General features: G+C 67.3%; 13 protein-coding genes. 5 read left to right on the forward strand and 8 right to left on the reverse strand.

Annotation, left to right across the window (positions count from 1 at the left end; translation table 11 throughout):
- Nucleotides 1–111: 111 nt before the first annotated feature.
- Complete coding sequence (locus AC5Y39_RS11285) at nt 112–1,719, forward strand: ABC transporter family substrate-binding protein (RefSeq protein WP_500021534.1); 1,608 nt, start codon at nt 112–114, stop codon at nt 1,717–1,719.
- On the opposite strand, the gene AC5Y39_RS11290 is transcribed toward AC5Y39_RS11285, so the two are convergent.
- Genes AC5Y39_RS11290 through AC5Y39_RS11305 form a run of 4 tightly spaced genes read right to left on the reverse strand, consistent with a single transcriptional unit; the run spans nt 1,709 to nt 7,775 of the window.
- A complete protein-coding gene (locus AC5Y39_RS11290) occupies nt 1,709–2,956 on the reverse strand; it encodes an alpha/beta hydrolase (protein ID WP_500021510.1) in 1,248 nt (415 codons plus the stop codon). The two genes, AC5Y39_RS11285 and AC5Y39_RS11290, sit on opposite strands and share 11 nt — an antisense overlap.
- Before the next feature lie 48 nt (nt 2,957–3,004).
- Entirely contained in the window at nt 3,005–3,982 is a 978-nt protein-coding gene (locus AC5Y39_RS11295) for an alpha/beta hydrolase (protein ID WP_500021512.1), read from the reverse strand.
- A gap of 50 nt (nt 3,983–4,032) precedes the next feature.
- Nucleotides 4,033–6,645, reverse strand: coding sequence for an AAA family ATPase (locus AC5Y39_RS11300; protein WP_500021514.1), 2,613 nt, complete (start codon nt 6,643–6,645; stop codon nt 4,033–4,035).
- Nucleotides 6,642–7,775 carry a metallophosphoesterase family protein gene (locus AC5Y39_RS11305; protein WP_500021516.1) on the reverse strand — a complete coding sequence of 378 codons (1,134 nt, stop codon included), beginning with the start codon at nt 7,773–7,775 and terminating at the stop codon, nt 6,642–6,644. Before AC5Y39_RS11305 ends, AC5Y39_RS11300 begins: the two co-directional genes overlap by 4 nt.
- Before the next feature lie 101 nt (nt 7,776–7,876).
- Between AC5Y39_RS11305 and AC5Y39_RS11310 the strand changes: the two genes are divergently transcribed.
- On the forward strand, nt 7,877–8,377 hold the full coding sequence (locus tag AC5Y39_RS11310) for a SixA phosphatase family protein (protein WP_500021518.1): 501 nt from the start codon (nt 7,877–7,879) through the stop codon (nt 8,375–8,377).
- A gap of 32 nt (nt 8,378–8,409) precedes the next feature.
- On the opposite strand, the gene AC5Y39_RS11315 is transcribed toward AC5Y39_RS11310, so the two are convergent.
- Both AC5Y39_RS11315 and AC5Y39_RS11320 read right to left on the reverse strand, forming a co-directional pair.
- Entirely contained in the window at nt 8,410–8,916 is a 507-nt protein-coding gene (locus tag AC5Y39_RS11315) for a DUF3558 domain-containing protein (protein WP_500021536.1), read from the reverse strand.
- 44 nt (nt 8,917–8,960) lie between these two features.
- Nucleotides 8,961–9,521, reverse strand: coding sequence for a DUF3558 domain-containing protein (locus AC5Y39_RS11320; protein ID WP_500021520.1), 561 nt, complete (start codon nt 9,519–9,521; stop codon nt 8,961–8,963).
- Between the two features lie 184 nt (nt 9,522–9,705).
- Between AC5Y39_RS11320 and AC5Y39_RS11325 the strand changes: the two genes are divergently transcribed.
- The 3 genes from AC5Y39_RS11325 to AC5Y39_RS11335 all read left to right on the forward strand — a co-directional run bounded on the left by AC5Y39_RS11325 (nt 9,706) and on the right by AC5Y39_RS11335 (nt 15,655).
- Nucleotides 9,706–11,436, forward strand: coding sequence for an ABC transporter ATP-binding protein (locus AC5Y39_RS11325; RefSeq protein ID WP_500021522.1), 1,731 nt, complete (start codon nt 9,706–9,708; stop codon nt 11,434–11,436).
- 14 nt (nt 11,437–11,450) lie between these two features.
- Nucleotides 11,451–13,337: an ABC transporter ATP-binding protein gene (locus tag AC5Y39_RS11330; protein WP_500021538.1), complete on the forward strand. Its 1,887-nt coding sequence runs from the start codon at nt 11,451–11,453 to the stop codon at nt 13,335–13,337.
- 143 nt (nt 13,338–13,480) lie between these two features.
- Nucleotides 13,481–15,655: a molybdopterin-containing oxidoreductase family protein gene (locus tag AC5Y39_RS11335; RefSeq protein WP_500021524.1), complete on the forward strand. Its 2,175-nt coding sequence runs from the start codon at nt 13,481–13,483 to the stop codon at nt 15,653–15,655.
- Here the strand turns inward: AC5Y39_RS11335 and abmR are convergent.
- Nucleotides 15,652–16,215 carry an ATP-binding transcription factor AbmR gene (abmR, locus tag AC5Y39_RS11340; RefSeq protein WP_500021526.1) on the reverse strand — a complete coding sequence of 188 codons (564 nt, stop codon included), beginning with the start codon at nt 16,213–16,215 and terminating at the stop codon, nt 15,652–15,654. The two genes, AC5Y39_RS11335 and abmR, sit on opposite strands and share 4 nt — an antisense overlap.
- Nucleotides 16,216–16,282: 67 nt before the next feature.
- The gene (locus tag AC5Y39_RS11345; protein WP_500021528.1) at nt 16,283–16,486 is read right to left on the reverse strand and encodes a hypothetical protein; all 204 of its coding nucleotides are present in this window, start codon (nt 16,484–16,486) and stop codon (nt 16,283–16,285) included.
- Nucleotides 16,487–16,566 lie beyond the last annotated feature (80 nt).

Here is a 16,566-nt window from a genome sequence, read left to right on the forward strand (position 1 = left end):
CCTCCGCCGCCACCACCACCCGAACAAGGCATAGGCAAATCAGCGGTGAAGATCGTTGCGACACTGGCGGTGATCGTCGCGCTGGTGGTCATCGGGGTGCTGGCCACCAGGCTGGGTGGCGATCGCCACGGCACCACCGGAACCGGAGCCGCCGAGCTGGGCACCGCCAACGACATCAACCCGCAGAACCCGGCCACCCTGATCGACGGCGGAACGCTGCGGCTGTCGCTGAGCGAGTTCCCCGTCAACTGGAACATCCTCCACATCGACGGCAACAGCGCCGACACCTCGTCGATGATGAAGGCGACGCTGCCGCGGGCGTTCATCGTCAAGCCCGACGGCTCCACCACACTCAACACCGACTACTTCACCAGTATCGAGCTGACCAGAACCAATCCGCAGGTGGTCACCTACACGATCAACCCGAAAGCGGTGTGGTCGGACGGATCCCCGCTCACCTGGGAAGACATCGCGGCACAGATCCATGCCCTCAGCGGCAAGGACCCCGCGTTCGCGATCGCGAGCCCCAGTGGGGCCGAACGTGTCGCGTCGGTCACCCGGGGGGTCGACGACCGGCAGGCTGTCATGACGTTCGCCAAGCCCTACGCGGATTGGAAGGGCATGTTCGCGGGCAACGGAATGTTGTTGCCGCGCAGCATGACCTCGACGCCGGAGGCGTTCAACAAGGCGCAGCTCGACGGTCCCGGCCCGTCCGCCGGGCCGTTCGTCGTCACCACAGTGGACAGGTCGGCGCAGCGAATTGTGTTGACCCGCAATCCCAGATGGTGGGGCCAGCGACCCCGGCTGGATTCGATCACCTACACCGTCCTGGACCCGGCGGCGATCATCCCCGCGCTGCAGAACAACGCGATCGACGCGGCGGGGCTGGCCTCGCTGGACGACCTGATGCGCGCGCGCAGCTCGCCCGGTATCTCGATTCGCCGCGCGCCGGGCGCCAGTTGGACACACTTCACGTTCAACGGGGCGCCGGGCTCGATCCTCGCCGACCGCAAGCTCCGGCTGGCGATCATGAAAGGCATTGACCGCCAAGCAATTGCCAACGTCAGCCAGCGGGGCCTGGTCAACAACCCCAAGCCGCTGAACAACCACATCTACGTCGCCGGGCAGGAGGGCTACCAGAACAACAGCAACGTGGTGGCCTTCAACCCCGATCAGGCAGGCCGAGAACTCGACGATCTGGGCTGGAAACTCAACGGTCCCTTCCGTCAGAAAGACGGCCGCACGTTGTCGATTCGACTCGTCCTGTTCGACGCGCTCTCCGGTCGCCAGATCGCCCAAGTCGCTCAGAACAGCCTGGCGCAGATCGGGGTCAAGCTGGACATCGACGCCAAGGGCGGCGGCGGTTTCTTCTCGAAGTACATCAACACCGGCGACTTCGACATCGCGCTGTTCGGCTGGGTAGGCGACGCATTCCCACTGTCGAGCCTGACGCAGATCTATGCGTCGTACGGGGAGAGCAACTTCGGCAAGATCGGCAGCCCGGAGATCGACGCGAAAATCGAAGAGACTTTGGGGGAACTGGATTCCGGCGCGGCGCGGCGGCTGGCCAACGAGCTCGACGTGATGATCTGGGACATCGGCTTCAGCCTGCCGCTGATGCAGTCGCCGGGAAATGTCGCCGTGCGAAGCAGTCTCGCCAACTTCGGCCCGGCCGGCCTCGGCGATTTGAACTACACCGCAATCGGTTTCACGAAGTAACGGCAGCGCGGGGGACCGACCGCGGCAGTATGCGCTCGACCGCCGCCGCGACCGAGATCGCCGCCACCATCAGGCGTAGCGCGGGGCTTGTGGGCAGCTCATCCAGCGCGGCCGCGCGGCCCGCCAATGACTGAACGTCGTCGTGCACCACGGCTTTTGCGATCTGCAGGGCGGCTCGCTCCCGGCTGTCCAGCGCGCTGTGGCCGGCCGTCGGCAGCCTCACCAATACCGCGTCCGGGATCAGTGAGACGATCCGGTCGGCGATGGCAGGCGGCGTGATGAGGTCGCGGCCGCCCGACACCACGACGGTGGGCCAGGCGAACGCCGGCATCTCGGACACCAGGTCGTAGGGTTCGGCCTCGAAAGGGACCGGGTCGAACGCGAACTCGCGGTAGGCGGCCGCGGGGTCCAGCGGCGAGCCGTCGGGCACGTCGCCGTAGTTGAGTTCGCGAAAACCGATGCGCTCCACGAGGTCTGGTTCGTTGCGATAGGGCGCCTTGCGGCCGATCAGCAGCCGGGTCAGACGATCGATGAGCGTCCACACCGCATATCGGCCCTGCAGCAGCAGGTCGAATTGGCGGTTCAGTAGTGCGGGTCCGCCGAGCCCGTAGGCCGCCGCGACGAGTTGCCCGGCCGCCGGGGTGAGCACGCCGTCGGTCACCAGCTTGCGGACCTTCGGCGCCACGCTGGCGGTCTCCGGGTCGGTTCCGTCCCACAGCACGCGGCGGATGGCGGCCCGCACCTCGTGGATGTCAGCCGCGGACAGTACCGGCGAGTCGAGGACCATGGCGTGTACCCGCTGCGGATGGCGCACGCCGACGCCGGCGGCGACGTAGCTGCCGTACGAGGCGCCGTACGGGATCGCCTTCTCGACGTGCGCATCGTCGAGCACGGCGACGATGTCGTCGACGACCTGCTCGATGGTCAGCGCCTCCGGAGGAAGGTCGGCGCCGGCGTCGTCGTGGCGCGACATGCCCACACCGCGGTGCTCGACCATGATCACGTCCAAACCGGCCGCGGCCGCCCGGCGGCGGAAACCGCGGTAGAGCGCAATCGACGCCGCACCCGGCCCGCCCGGGATCACCACCAGGGGGTGCGCCGACTTGCGCCCGCTACGGACGTAGTACAGGTCGAACTCATCGGCGGCGTCGGGCGTCACCGGTCGGCGCACCGAGCGCACGCCGGGCAATGACGCCAGCTTCCGGTGCGCGCGGCGACGCTTGGTGTTCATCGTCATCACCGGCCATTGTGCCGGTCCGGCGCACGGGACGTCAGCCCCGCAGCGTCATGCCCGGGAGGTCACACCCAACGCCGGCGCGATGACGTTGTTCCACGACTCGTGCATCTCCGACTCGAACAGGCCCCACGTGTGCGCGCCTTCGGGCCGGACCACGAACGTGATCGGAACGCCGGCGGCCTTCGCGGCGTCGGCGAACTGCTGGGTGCAGTTCAGCGTGATGCTTTCGACGAGCTGGCCGCCGACAGGCGTGGGAAAGTCGGCAGGCAGCTTGTCTATCTCACCCACGGCGCCAGTGGACGCGGCGGCGTACACGGCCACGCCCTTGAGCTTGGTGACGTTCTTCGACGGGTCGTGCGCCACCCAGTCCGGTCCGCCCAGCGGACCCCACATGTTGGCGGCGTTGGCCCCGCTGGGCACCAGTGACAGCGCAATCTGTTGTGCCTGATTGGGATCCGACGTCGCCGGGCAGCCGCTGTAGGAGCCCGCCGCGCGGTACAGACCGGGCGCTTGGGTCGCGAGATCCAGTGCGGCGCCGCCGCTCATCGACAGGCCACCAATTGCGTTGCGGCCGTTGGCTTTCAGCTCCTGGTTGATCAGCGGCGGCAGTTCCTGGGTCAGGTAGGTCTGCCACTTGTTGCGTCCGAGAGCGGGATCGTCGGCAAGCCAATCGGTGTAGTAGCTGTACTGCCCGCCGATCGGCGAGACAACGTTGACATTCTGGTTGGCGAAGAAGCCCTGGATATCGGTGAGCCCGAACCAGCCCTTGTTGTCCAGCCCGCCGTCAATTCCGTTCAGCAGATAGAACACCGGCGCCGAGGCACCTGGGGCCTTGTACACGTCGTTGACGATGACCTTGTCCATCGACGGCGAGTACACCGAAATCTTGACCCAGCGATCGTTGACCGGCTCGATTCCGGTTATCCGTGCGCCTGCAGGATCGGCGAAGGCGACCGACTTTGGCAGAAGCGACAACATGAGCAACAGCACAGCAAGGACGCACGCACGATTCTTCAGTTGGGTCACCGGGTGATTATGGAGTGCCGTTCACAGCAAGGCAACAGCGACACCAGCGACTATGCAGTGAGCTTGATGTGGTGCGCGCCGCCGACGCTGTCATAGCGGTGCGGGCTGCACGTCAGCACGAGCACTTGCGCGTCGCTGCCCACCGCGTCGAACACGGCGCCCATCTTGACCAGCCGCTCAGAGTCGGTGAAGCCGAGGGCGTCGTCGATGATGACCGGCACGCCGTCCTCCTTGGCCACCAACGCCGCCCCGGCGAGGCGCGCGACAATGCCCAATTGCTCCTTGGCACCGCCGGACAGCGAATCGTACGGCACGGTGCGGCCATCCAGCGTGCGGCTGCAGATCCGCAGCGAGCTGTCGACCTCCACATCGAAGGTGTCGCCGAACACCATTCGCCCGAGTCGCACCACCTCGGCTTTGAACGGCTCGACATAACGCAGACGCGTGTCATCGCGGTGGCGCAGCATCACCGAGCGCAGCAGCTGCACGGCGCGTGCTCGACGGCCCACCCGCTGCCATTCGCTGTGCGCATGTTCGCGTTCAGTTTCGGCCGCGTCGAGTCTGCCCTTGCGGCCTTCGCCGCCCAGGATGCGTAGTTGCGTTGTCACGTCGCGCAATTCACCGACGACGACGTCATGACGCCGCAAAACCTCCTCGGCGTGGGATCGGGCATCGACCAATTCGCCTGCCACATCGGCGTTTTGGACCAACCGGGACTGCAGGTCGGCTACGCGCGCCGCGGCCTGTGCCGACGCATCGGCATCATCTCGTGCGCATTCAGCCAACTGCTCGTCGCTGCTGGCGGCGCGTTGTTGGGCCAGTCGCGCTCGGGCGGCGTCCAATTCGGCACGGGTGGTAGCCAGCTTCTCGCGCAGCACCGCAGCGCGAGTGGCCTTCTCGGCGAAGCTGGCGGCAGCTGCGGCGGCGAGATCGCGGTCGCGTTGGCAGTTCGCAATGGCCTCGCGGTGAGCGGCGGTCGCGGCGTCCAGCGCCGCACGGGCTGCCGGCAGGTCGATGCCCGCGGCGTCATCCGCGTGGTCGCGGCCGGCCAACACTGCGAGCCTGCACCGCAGTTCTTCGAGTGAGTCGTCACCGCAGAGTCCCGCCAGGGTAGCGGTCAGGCGGTCGCGCTCACCGACCAGTTGGCGGCGCTGCTCGGCGAGCGCACGGGCGTCGTCTCCGTCGGCGACACCCGCCGTGGCGAGCAGACCGGCCAGGTGGTGGCGGGCGGCCTCGAGCGTGGCCTGGGTATCACCCGCGGGTGCACCGGGGATGATCCTGGCCCGCAGCACACCAGGCAACTCGATGTCGGTGGGTGCCGTGGCGCTGACGGCGAAGCCCTGGTCGGCCGCCAGCTCAACCGGTTGCCCGTCGACCGTGACCACCAAATCAGCGCTGGACGCGAGTTCTATTCTGGCCGAGGCGTCTTCGGCGCGAACCGCCGCTCGGTCCACCGCGGCGGCCGCGACGTCGATGTCGCGCAGGACAGCGTCGGTGACCGGGTTGGCCGAGATCGCGCGTTCGGTGGTGTCGAGCTCGGCGCGAGCGGCGTCGATCTTGGCCAGCCGCGCTTGCAGCCGGCGGGCCTCGTCGCGATCCGACAACGTGTCGACCGTGGCCCGGGCGGCGTCGACGCGGGACTGCGCGGCATCGACTGCCGCGCTGGCCTGTTCGGCAGCGGCGGCGGCGACGTCACGCACTTCGGCTGCCACCGCCTCGTCGTCAACGGCCTGCGCCACCTGCAATTCCAGTTGCGCCGTTGCGCTTTCGCGGTCCGAGACATCAGCAGCCAACTGCTGCCGTTCGCTCAGCGCCGCGACCGACGCTTGCGCCTTTATTCGGGTAGCAGTCGAAAGCGCCTGCGCCTCTTTCAGTTCCGCTTCGAGCGCAGAGACCACCGCGGCAGCCGCCCGAGCTGCGTCGAGGCGTTCTTGGGCCGCGGTGCGCTGGGCCGAGAGCTCTGCCAGTTGCTCCGAGAGTTCGGCGTGGCGGCGGACGCATTCGTCGACCTCCTCGACCGCCTTTGTGCAGCAAGCGACTTCTTCCTCCGCGGCTGCGAGACGGGTCTGGACCGCCGCCCACTCGCCTGTCGGGCGGCCGGTCGCCGTGAAATACCGCGCGTACTCGGCATCGATGCGATCGATCAACACCGGCTCGCCGCCCGACAGTGCGTCCGACTGACCGGCCGCCACGTCGAGTGCGCGCGACAGCGCATCGCAGCCCGACAGGTCCACCGCGGCAGTGGAGGCCGCTTGTAAGACGCGTTGCGCTCGCCACAGCTCGGTGTCGACGGTCTCGGCCAGAATGGCGCAGACCCGTTCGTGCGCTTCGTCACCGGTGAGCTGCTCACGCTTGGGCGCCAACACGGTCAACTCCGTCTCGCACCGCTTGTGGAAGCGCTTGCGGTACACGAATCGGTATGGGCCGGTGCTGATTTCAGCTGTCACCTCGGCCCCGACGTCGGCATGGGTGGGCTTGACTTGCTTGACTTCTTTTTTGTTCGAGCGGTCCTTGGCGTCCAGCAGGAGATCGACTGCCTCGATCATCGACGACTTCCCGATCTCGTTGGCGCCGCTGACCACGATCACGCCGTTGTCGGGCAGCACGAGCTCGCGGTATGCGATGCCGCGGTAATTCTGCAGAACCAGCCGGTGCAGCTTCATGCCGGTTGTCCTGTGAGCCTGAGCAGCAGAGCCAGGGCCGCCTGCGCGTCGGCCGCCGCCTGCTCCGTCGAGCGCGCAGTTGTGACCAACTCCTCGACAGCCGCGGCCGCGAACCCGCCGATGCCGAGGTCGGTGAACTCGGCGTCTTCGGGCACTACTGCAATGTCGCTGTGCCGCTCCCAGATTCGTAGCGACGCGAACAGGCGAGCATACTTGTCCAGGCACGCGTCCAGCGCTGCCCGTTCGGTGACGCTGAGCGTCCCCGTCAGCGCCAACCGCACGACCGTACGGTCCTTGTCGGTCAGCAGGTCCAGGTTTATGTCGAGGTCGGTGACGTCGCGGCTGCCGTCCACGGGGCGGCGAAGCGTGACGAAACGCCACCGCCCGACACGGTGCGGCGTGACCGTCACTGGCCGTGCCGCGTCGTCTTCGTCGATGTCGACGACCAGCACGTGCCCCGGATCGTGTTCGACGTCGTCGAAGTTGGTGACCTCCGGCGATCCGGAGTACCACACCCGTCCCGTCTCACCGACCTGCGTGCGAGAGTGCCTGTCCCCCAATGCCACATAGTGAGCCACGCCCTCGGCCAGTGCCCGGTGCACGGTGTCCAGCGACATCGCCGACGGCGCAGGTGCCAGTACATCGACCCCGCCGTGCGCCACGACGATGCGGGTGACACCGTCGGCGGTCAGCCCTCGCAGCGCGTCAGCGACGAGATCGGTGGTGGGTGCCTTCGACCGCCACGGCGCCGCGACGACCTGCACCCCGGGCCGCACGTCGACGACCTGCCGGTCGAGCACGATGACGTTCGCGGGCCGCTCGGCCGCGAACAGTGTGCTGGTGTACACCGACGACGCATCCAGCGGGTCGTGGTTGCCGGGCAGCAGGTAGACCGGAACCTCGATCGCGCGCATGGCCTCCAACGACTGACTGACCACCCGCGGGTCCAGTTGATTGTGTTCGAACACGTCACCGGCCACCACGACGAACTCGGCCCCCGTCTCGGCGGCCAGCGGGCCGAGCGCCCGGACCGCGTCACGACGAGCGGCCGAATACCGCGGCTGCGCATCGTCGTTGAGGAAGTGCCGCGTCATGCCCAGCTGCCAGTCGGCGGTGTGGATGAATCGCATGTCGGCCTCCCTTCCGGTGCTCGGGGTCATGAGCAAGGCGAGTGTAGGACCGGTCACCGACAAGTTCGTGGACCTCGAGCGGCATGGCTTAGCGTGAACGGATGGCTCGGCGCACGCTGCTCCTCATGCGCCACGCCAAGTCGGACTACCCGACCGGCGTGGCCGACCACGACCGGCCGCTCGCACCGCGCGGAGTGCGGCAGGCCAGGCTCGCCGGCGAATGGCTGCGATCCCACGTGCCGCCGATCGAGGCGGTGCTGTGCTCGACCGCGACGCGAACGCGCGAAACCCTGGCCGCGACGGGACTCGACGCGCCGGTGACGTTCGCCGAACGGCTCTACGACGCGGTGCCCGGGACCGTGATCGACGAGATCAACAGTGTCGACGATGCTGTCGCCACGCTGCTGGTGCTCGCACACGAGCCGGCGATGAGCAGTGTCACGCTCATGCTCGCCGACGCGGCGAGCAGTGATCCCGTTGCGGCAGAACAGATTTCGACGAAGTTCCCGACCTCGGCGATCGCGGTGCTGCAATTCGAGGGACCGTGGCGTGACCTCACCCTACGCGGAGCGACGCTGGTGGAATTCCACGTCCCGAGGTAACCGCGATCACGCGCCGTCCGCCGAGCGGACAATCAGGCATTCGTGGCGAGCGTCAGCTCCATCAGCTTGACCGCCATTCCGCACGCATCGATTCCCGGCGTCTGCGGGTTGACCCACCACCCGACCACCCCGCCGGCGTCGCTGGCCACTCCGCATGCGCCGTTGGCGTCGTTGGCCTTCATCACGATCGACCGGACGCCGGCGATCGTGCGGCTGTCGACTTGGTACTTCAGCTGATCGGCGACCTTGCGCTCGTTGTCGAGGCTGCCCTGCTCGAACCAGAACCGGGTGATGTCGATCAGCCCCTCGGGATTGGCCGCCTGCCACCGGCACACCGCGCCCACGAAGGTGCTCTGGATGTCCAGGGGGTCGGCGCCGACGGTCTTGGCCAGCACATCGGTGGTCAGCACGTCGCATTCCTTGAGCAGGTTGGGATACTGCCGCTCGGAGTTGTCGTTGCGCGGCGTGTCACCGTTGGCTCCGGCGACGACGGCGTTGCCGCCCGTCGTGCGGGTGCAGCCGCCGACCACCGCGACCATGGCCAGCGCGGCAACAAGCGCGCACAGCAGCCGGCCGGCCCGGCTCATTTCGCGTTCCTGATCGACTGGCGGGCAAGTTCCTTGGCGACGTCGCATGGCGGCGGGAACGGCTGCTGGTTGTAGCTGATCGACCATTCGATGAAGTCGTCGTCGAATTGAATACCGACCTCACACAGGTTGTCACCCAGAGTCGGATCGTTCGCCAGCGCGATGAAGCCCTTGTGGCCGTCGATGTCGATGTCCTCGACGCTGGTGCGCGACAGCTCCTCGGTCTTACGCTCGCGCCCGATCGGGCTGCCGCGATACCAGGTGAACGAGAAGTGCGGGCCCATGATGCCGCCGTTCTGCAGCCATTGGCAGCCGGCGGAGTTCTTTGCCGTGTTCACCAGGCCCGGCACCTGCGCCAGCTGGTTGACCGTCTGGTCGCTGACCCCACCGCATTCCGGGAAGAACGGGCCATGGCTGGCTTTCTGCTGAGTGGGGGCCGCTGAGGTGGTGGCGTTGCCGGGGCCCGACGAGTCGTTGGAGCAGGCGGCGACCAGTGCGACGGTGGCTACTCCAATGACCACGGGGCCGATGGCCGCGGAGGGCAGTCTGCGTCTCACGGAACTCGCTTCCTGGTCACGTCACTTTCGCCGACGCGGCGGCACCCCCACCGCCCGTCACAGCAAGCAGGATAGCCGCAGCCTCCCAGACGCCGCGCAATCTGACGGTTGACCAGCAGTTTTGGGCCGCAGCACGCCGTGCGTCAGCTGCCGGACCGCGATCGCGATGTGCGACAGTACGGAGATGCTCCTGGGCCTGCTGCGCAACTATGTGCGGCCGTACCGGTCGCTGCTGGCGGTCGTGGCGCTGCTGCAGGTGATCAGCACGCTGGCGTCGTTGTACTTGCCGACCGTGAACGCGGCGATCATCGACGAGGGCGTCGCCAAGGGCGACACTGAGACGATTCTGCGGCTCGGCGGCGTGATGCTGGCTGTCACCGCGCTGCAGGTGCTGTGCTCGGTGGGAGTGGTGTACTTCGCGTCGCGCACCGGGATGGGGTTCGGTCGTGACCTGCGCTCGGCGATCTTCAACCACATCACGGGCTTCTCCGCTCAGGAGACCGCACGCTTCGGCGCGCCGTCGCTGCTGACGCGCACGACCAACGACGTCCAGCAGATCCAGATGGTGATCCAGCTGACCTGCACGATGCTGATCGCCGCGCCGATCATGTGCGTCGGCGGCATCATCATGGCCCTGCACCAGGACGCGCAGCTGTCCTGGCTGCTGCTGGTCAGCGTGCCCGTGCTGGCGATCGCGAATTTTCTGATCGTGTCGCAGATGCTGCCGATCTTCCGCCGGCTGCAGAAGTTGATCGACAACATCAACCGCGTGCTGCGCGAGCAGTTGTCGGGCATCCGGGTGGTCCGGGCCTTCGCGCGTGAATCCGTCGAACGTCGGCGCTTCGCCGAGGCAAGCCAGGCGCTGTCGGACACCGCCCTGGCGGCCGGACGCTGGCAGGCGCTGCTGCTGCCCGTCACGACGCTGGTGATCAACCTGTCCAGCGTGGCGCTGATCTGGTTCGGCGGCCTTCGGATCGACGCCGGCCAGGTGCAGGTCGGCTCGCTGATCGCGTTCCTGTCCTATTTCATGCAGATCCTGACCGCCGTCATGATGGCGACGCTGATCCTGGTCATCCTGCCGCGGGCATCGGTGTGCGCCGAGCGGATCACCGACGTGCTGTCGACCCAGCCGACGATCGGCAGCCCAGCACGCACCGCAGCGTCGGCTCCGGCGCACGGACTGGTGCAGTTGACGGCAGCGACGTTTCGTTACCCGGGCGCCGATCGGCCTGTGCTGCAGGATGTTTCGCTGACCGCTCGGCCCGGGACAGTGACCGCGATCGTCGGCAGCACCGGGTCGGGCAAATCCACGCTGGTGTCGTTGATCTGCCGGCTCTACGACGTGACCGACGGCTCGGTCACCGTCGACGGCGTCGACGTCCGCGACTACGACATCGAGAAACTGTGGTCGACCCTGGGCCTGGTGCCGCAGCGCGGCTATCTGTTCTCGGGCACTGTCGCCGACAATCTGCGCTACGGCAAGGCCGACGCCACCGAGGCTGAGATGTGGGACGCCCTGCGGGTGGCAGCCGCCGACGGGTTCGTGCGCGCGCACGCCGACGGTCTGGATATGCCTGTGGCACAAGGCGGTATCAACTTCTCCGGCGGTCAGCGGCAGCGATTGGCGATCGCTCGTGCGGTCATCCGCCGGCCGCGGATCTACCTGTTCGACGACGCGTTCTCCGCACTCGACGTGCACACCGACGCGCGGGTGCGGGCGGCGCTGCGGGGCGTGTCCGCGGACTCGACGGTCATCATTGTGTCGCAACGAGTTTCGACCGTCGCCGAGGCGGACCAGGTGGTCGCGATCGAGGACGGACGAGTCGTCGGGGCCGGCACACACCGCGAACTGCTGGCGCAGTGCCCGGAGTATGCGGAGTTCGCGGACTCCCAAGCGGTGAGGGTCGCGTCGTGAGCGGCCCGCTGCGGATGGGCACCCGCATCGCGATGCAGCCTCCGGTGGAGCGGTCGCGAGACTTCCGGGGCACCGCAATTCGGCTCTTGCAGCGGCTGACTCCACAGCGCGGACTGACCGCCGCGGTGATCGGGCTGGGCATCGGCGGCATCGCGATCGGGGTCATCGGACCACGGGTGCTCGGCCACGCCACGGACCTGTTGTTCAGCGGGGTCGTCGGCCGTCACCTGCCGGCCGGCATCACCAAGGAGCAGGCCGTCGCGGCGGCCCGGGCCCGCGGCGACTCGACGTTCGCCGATCTGCTATCCGGAATGGACGTCACACCCGGCGTCGGCGTGGACTTCGGCGCGGTGGGCCGCACATTGTTGTTGGCGCTCGGCCTGTATCTGCTTGCAGCGCTTCTGGTTTGGACACAAGCGCGGGTGCTCAACGTCACCGTGCAGCGCACGATGGTGGCTCTGCGAGCCGACGTCGAGGACAAGGTGCACCGACTGCCGTTGGCGTACTTCGACTCCCGGCAGCGCGGCGAGGTGCTGAGCCGGGTCACCAACGACATCGACAACGTGCAGACGTCCGTGTCGATGACGATCAGCCAGCTGCTGACCTCGGTGCTGACCGTGGTTGCGGTGCTGGTGATGATGCTGACCATCTCGCCGCTGCTGGCGTTGATCACGGTGCTGACGGTGCCGCTGTCGCTGTGGGTGACGCGGACGATCGCGCGCAAGTCGCAACGGCTGTTCGCCAGGCAGTGGGCCAACACCGGACGCCTCAACGCGCACATCGAAGAGACCTACAGCGGCTTCACGCTGGTGAAGACGTTCGGCCACCGCGCGCACGCGCAGCAACGGTTCGCCGAACTGAACACCAACGTGTACGACGTCAGCTTCCGCGCGCAGTTCCTGTCGGGCCTGGTGTCGCCGTTCACGATGTTCATCGGCAACCTGAGCTACGTCGCCGTCGCGGTGGTCGGCGGGTTGCAGGTGGCGACCGGCCAGATCACGCTGGGCAGCATCCAGGCGTTCATCCAGTACGTGCGCCAGTTCAACCAGCCGTTGACCCAGGTGGCCGGGATGTACAACACGCTGCAGTCCGGAATCGCCAGCGCCGAAAGGGTTTTCGACCTGCTGGATGCCGAGGAGCAACAGCCGGACACCGGAGTGCCGTTGCCGTCATTGAACGGCAGGGGCGGGCGCGTCGAGTTCGAGCACGTCGAATTCAGCTACCGGCCCGGCACTCCGGTGATCGAAGACCTGTCGTTCGTGGCGGAGCCGGGCAGCACGGTCGCGATCGTCGGCCCGACCGGTGCCGGCAAGACGACGCTCGTGAATTTGTTGATGCGGTTCTACGAAGTGGACTCCGGCCGCATTCTGGTGGACGGGGTGGACATCGCGACGGTGAGCCGTCAATCGCTGCGCTCCCGCATCGGGATGGTGCTGCAGGACACCTGGCTGTTCGGCGGGACGATCGCCGAGAACATTCGCTACGGACGCCCTGACGCCAGCGACGACGAGGTGCGGGCCGCCGCGACGGCGGCATACGTCGACCGGTTCGTACACACGCTGCCCGACGGCTACGACACATGGGTAAGCGACGACGGCGGCAACATCAGCGCGGGCGAGAAGCAGTTGATCACGATCGCGCGGGCGTTTCTGGCCCAGCCGCAACTGCTGATCCTCGACGAAGCCACCAGCTCCGTGGACACGCGCACCGAGGTGCTGATCCAGCATGCGATGAGCGAATTGCGCCGTGACCGAACGAGTTTCATCATCGCGCACCGCCTTTCGACGATCCGGGACGCCGACGTGATCCTGGTGATGAACGACGGGCGGATCGTCGAACGCGGCAGCCACGCCGACCTGATGGCTAAGCGTGGCGCTTACTGGGCGATGACGCGGGTATAGGCGCCGGTTCGCCGAGACTTCGGTTGATGACGCATTTTCGGCTGATCTCGTCTCCAAGCGTCGCCTCGGCGTAGCTTGAAATGCCGAGACTACGGTTGGCGACGAAGTGGCCGCGTTTCAGGCGGGATGGGCGGGATGGGCTGATGGCAACAGACACGACGACAACGGTGTATACGTTCTGCCGGTACTGCCTTGCGGCCTGCGGCGTCGCGGTGACGGTCGAGGACAACCGCGTCACCAAGATTTCGCCCGACCGCCTCAACCCGCACAGCTGGCAAGACTTCTGCGCCAAGGGCCGCACGGCGGCACAGCTCGTCGAGCATCCGCGGCGGATCCTCAATCCGATGCGCCGGATCGGCGATTCATACGTCGAAGCGACCTGGGAGGAGGCGATCACCGACATCGCGGCGCGGATGACCGCGCTCATCGAGGCGGACGGCCCGGACGCGGTCGGCTTGTATTACGGCAACCCGGCAGGCTTTTCGTCGTCGAATGTGTTGTTCATGAACGCGTGGCTCGACGCGGTCGGCACCCAGAATCGGTATGCCGTCGGCTCGGTCGACCAGAACGCCATGCACGTCGTCGCCGAGGCAATGTACGGATCGGCGCTCATGGCGCCGGTGTCTGACGTCGACAACTGCGACTTCTTCGTTCTCGTCGGCACGAATCCCGCAGTGAGCGCGTGGAATTGGCTGGAAACGGTGCCCAGCGGCTGGCAGCGGGCGTTGGCGCGGCAGCGGCTGGGCGCGAAGATCGTGGTTGTCGACCCGCTGCGCACGGAGACCGCAGACAAGGCCGACCAGCATCTGGCGGTGCGGCCGGGTCAGGACTGGGCGCTGCTACTGGCGATGGTGAAGGTGATCCTCGACGAAGGCCTCGAAAACCGTACGGACTGCGCCGAATTGGCGACCGGAGTCGACGATCTACGAGCCCTTGTCGCCGGCGCCGATCTCGACGATCTCGCCGCACGCTGCGACATCGAGCGGTCGGTGATCGAACGGCTGGCCCGAGATTTCGCTGCCGCCCGCGCCGCGATGGTGGTCACCCGCACCGGGGTGTCGATGCATCTGACCGGAACCGTCGGCGAGTGGCTGGGACACGTCCTCAACGTGATCACGGGGCGCATGGACAAGCCCGGCGGCCGCAGATTCGAGCCGGGTTACGTCGACGCGCTGCGGATGTTCGACATGGTCAAGCCGTCTGCGCACAAGAGTCGCGTGAAGGGACGCGGCATGGTGGCGGGTGCGCACGCACTGGCCGAGTTGCCGGACGAGATCACGACTTCAGGGCCGGGGCGAATCCGGGCGATGGTGATCAATTGCGGCAACCCGGTGGTGTCCGGGCCCGATGGCGCGAAACTGGATGCAGCACTGGCGCAACTGGATCTGCTGGTGGCAATCGACTTCGTGCAGCGGGAAAGCCATCGCCACGCGCACTGGCTATTACCGGCGGTGCACTGGCTGGAGCGGGACGACTTGATGGCCTTCACCAGCAACTTGCACGACGAACCGTACGTGCAATACGGGCGCAAGGCCGTCGAACCGCCAGCGGGCGCGCGCGAGGAGTGGCGGATCTTCGTCGATCTCGCGCTTGCTATGCGCCGACCGTTGTTCGGCGTCAAGGGCGTCAACGGCTTCGTCACGGCGACCCGTCGACTGGCGCGGGCGACGCGGCGGCCGAGCCTCGAGTTCTCACCGCGCTGGATCGACCGGGTGTTGGTGGCTACGGGCCGAAAGGTCAACGGCCACAAGGTCAGATGGCGAGAGATCGTAGATCATCCGCATGGCATGGTGCTGGGTCCTCGCGAGTTCGGCCACCTACGTGGTGCGCTCCGAACCGAGGACAAGAAGACTCACGTCGCGCCGCCGGAGCTCGTCGCGCGCGCCCGGGAGCTGCTCGCCGGGCCGGCGCCGGAAGCGCCGGTCGGTTATCCGTTCGAGTTGGCCAATCGGCGGAACCGGCATTCGATGAATTCGTGGCTCAACGAGCTTCCCGGGTTGCACCCCGCCGGCAAGGGCAATGTGGCGGTGATCAATACCGAAGACGCTGCAGCGCTGGGCATCAGCGACGGCGACTCGGTTCGGGTGTTCTCCCCCGTTGGAGCGATCGAGCTACCCGCGGCGGTGAGCTCGAGGCCGCGTCGTGGGGTCGTGATCGTCGACCACGGCTGGGGCTCAAGAGTTTTCGATCCGCGCGGCGGCGGCTCGGCGGAGTCGTACGGCGCCAACCGGAACTTGCTGATCGACGGCTCGGTGGTGGATCCGCTGTCGCAGACGCCGCCGCTGAGCTCCTCGTACGTCGGAGTGGAGCGAGTCTAGAGCTCGGGGCCTTTGGCCCTCAGGTCGTCGACGGCCGACATCGCCTCACGCAGTTGCGACAGCCACTCGTCGGTGTGCTCACCGACCAGTCGCACGCACCAGGCCAGGGCGTCCGACCGAGACCGCGCGACACCGGCGTCGACAAGCGTGTCGAGGACGCGACGTTCTTGTTGGCGCAGCCGCGTCATCACCGGCACCGCCATGTTCGTGAACATGATCAGATCGCCGCCGATCCGCACCCCCCAACTGACTGTGCGGCGGTAGCGGGCCTGCGCCTCGTCGGCGATCCGCATGCGCTCCGGCCGCGTCTCCTCGCGGAAGCGGGCCGCCCGACCGGCACCACGGGCGTCGGCACCCTCTTCTGCACCTTCGGGTTCGGGGAGTCTGCCGATGACCGTGATCTCCTCGCGGTCGACGACGACCTCGGGGTCCTCGGTGAACCAGGAGTCGGGCAACCGGCCGGCGAACCAGTCGGCTGCGTCTGCGGCGTCGGGCTGGTCGGCCTGCTGCCAGCCGCCGGGACGGCCGAACCGCCGTCCGTGTTGGTGATGTGATCGCATGATTACATGATTACACCGTTGCAGCGGCGGGTGAAGGTTGTTCTCCCACGGCGGAAGCGTTTGGGAGCTACCGCTTGCGGACGACCGCCCAGCTACCCACCGCGAGCGCGACGATGAACAGCAGCACTCCCCAGAATGGGTGCGTCAGCCAGCCGACCAGGATCGCCACGGCAATCGCCGGCGAGAGCCCGAACAGCACCATGACGGGGTGCTGTTTGACGACGTCCAGCGCACTGCGGACCCTGACGCGGTCGATTTCTTTGCCAGCCATGAGCCAAGGATGCCAGCGGTCCGATCGCGAGGGCGGCCTCATACTTGGCGGCCCCGACTTGTCGGTGGTGGGTGCGATGC

The sequence above is a fragment of the Mycobacterium sp. NGS39 genome, from assembly GCF_059812765.1.

What these genes read in the sequence shown, in the direction of transcription:
- AC5Y39_RS11290 (WP_500021510.1), bottom strand. Translation starts at nt 2,956, where the DNA reads ATGACGATGAACACCAAGCGTCGCCGCGCGCACCGGAAGCTGGCGTCA.
- AC5Y39_RS11300 (WP_500021514.1), bottom strand. Translation starts at nt 6,645, where the DNA reads ATGAAGCTGCACCGGCTGGTTCTGCAGAATTACCGCGGCATCGCATAC.
- AC5Y39_RS11305 (WP_500021516.1), bottom strand. Translation starts at nt 7,775, where the DNA reads ATGCGATTCATCCACACCGCCGACTGGCAGCTGGGCATGACGCGGCAC.
- AC5Y39_RS11310 (WP_500021518.1), top strand. Translation starts at nt 7,877, where the DNA reads ATGGCTCGGCGCACGCTGCTCCTCATGCGCCACGCCAAGTCGGACTAC.
- AC5Y39_RS11315 (WP_500021536.1), bottom strand. Translation starts at nt 8,916, where the DNA reads ATGGTCGCGGTGGTCGGCGGCTGCACCCGCACGACGGGCGGCAACGCC.
- AC5Y39_RS11325 (WP_500021522.1), top strand. Translation starts at nt 9,706, where the DNA reads ATGCTCCTGGGCCTGCTGCGCAACTATGTGCGGCCGTACCGGTCGCTG.
- AC5Y39_RS11330 (WP_500021538.1), top strand. Translation starts at nt 11,451, where the DNA reads ATGGGCACCCGCATCGCGATGCAGCCTCCGGTGGAGCGGTCGCGAGAC.
- AC5Y39_RS11335 (WP_500021524.1), top strand. Translation starts at nt 13,481, where the DNA reads ATGGCAACAGACACGACGACAACGGTGTATACGTTCTGCCGGTACTGC.
- abmR (WP_500021526.1), bottom strand. Translation starts at nt 16,215, where the DNA reads ATGCGATCACATCACCAACACGGACGGCGGTTCGGCCGTCCCGGCGGC.
- AC5Y39_RS11345 (WP_500021528.1), bottom strand. Translation starts at nt 16,486, where the DNA reads ATGGCTGGCAAAGAAATCGACCGCGTCAGGGTCCGCAGTGCGCTGGAC.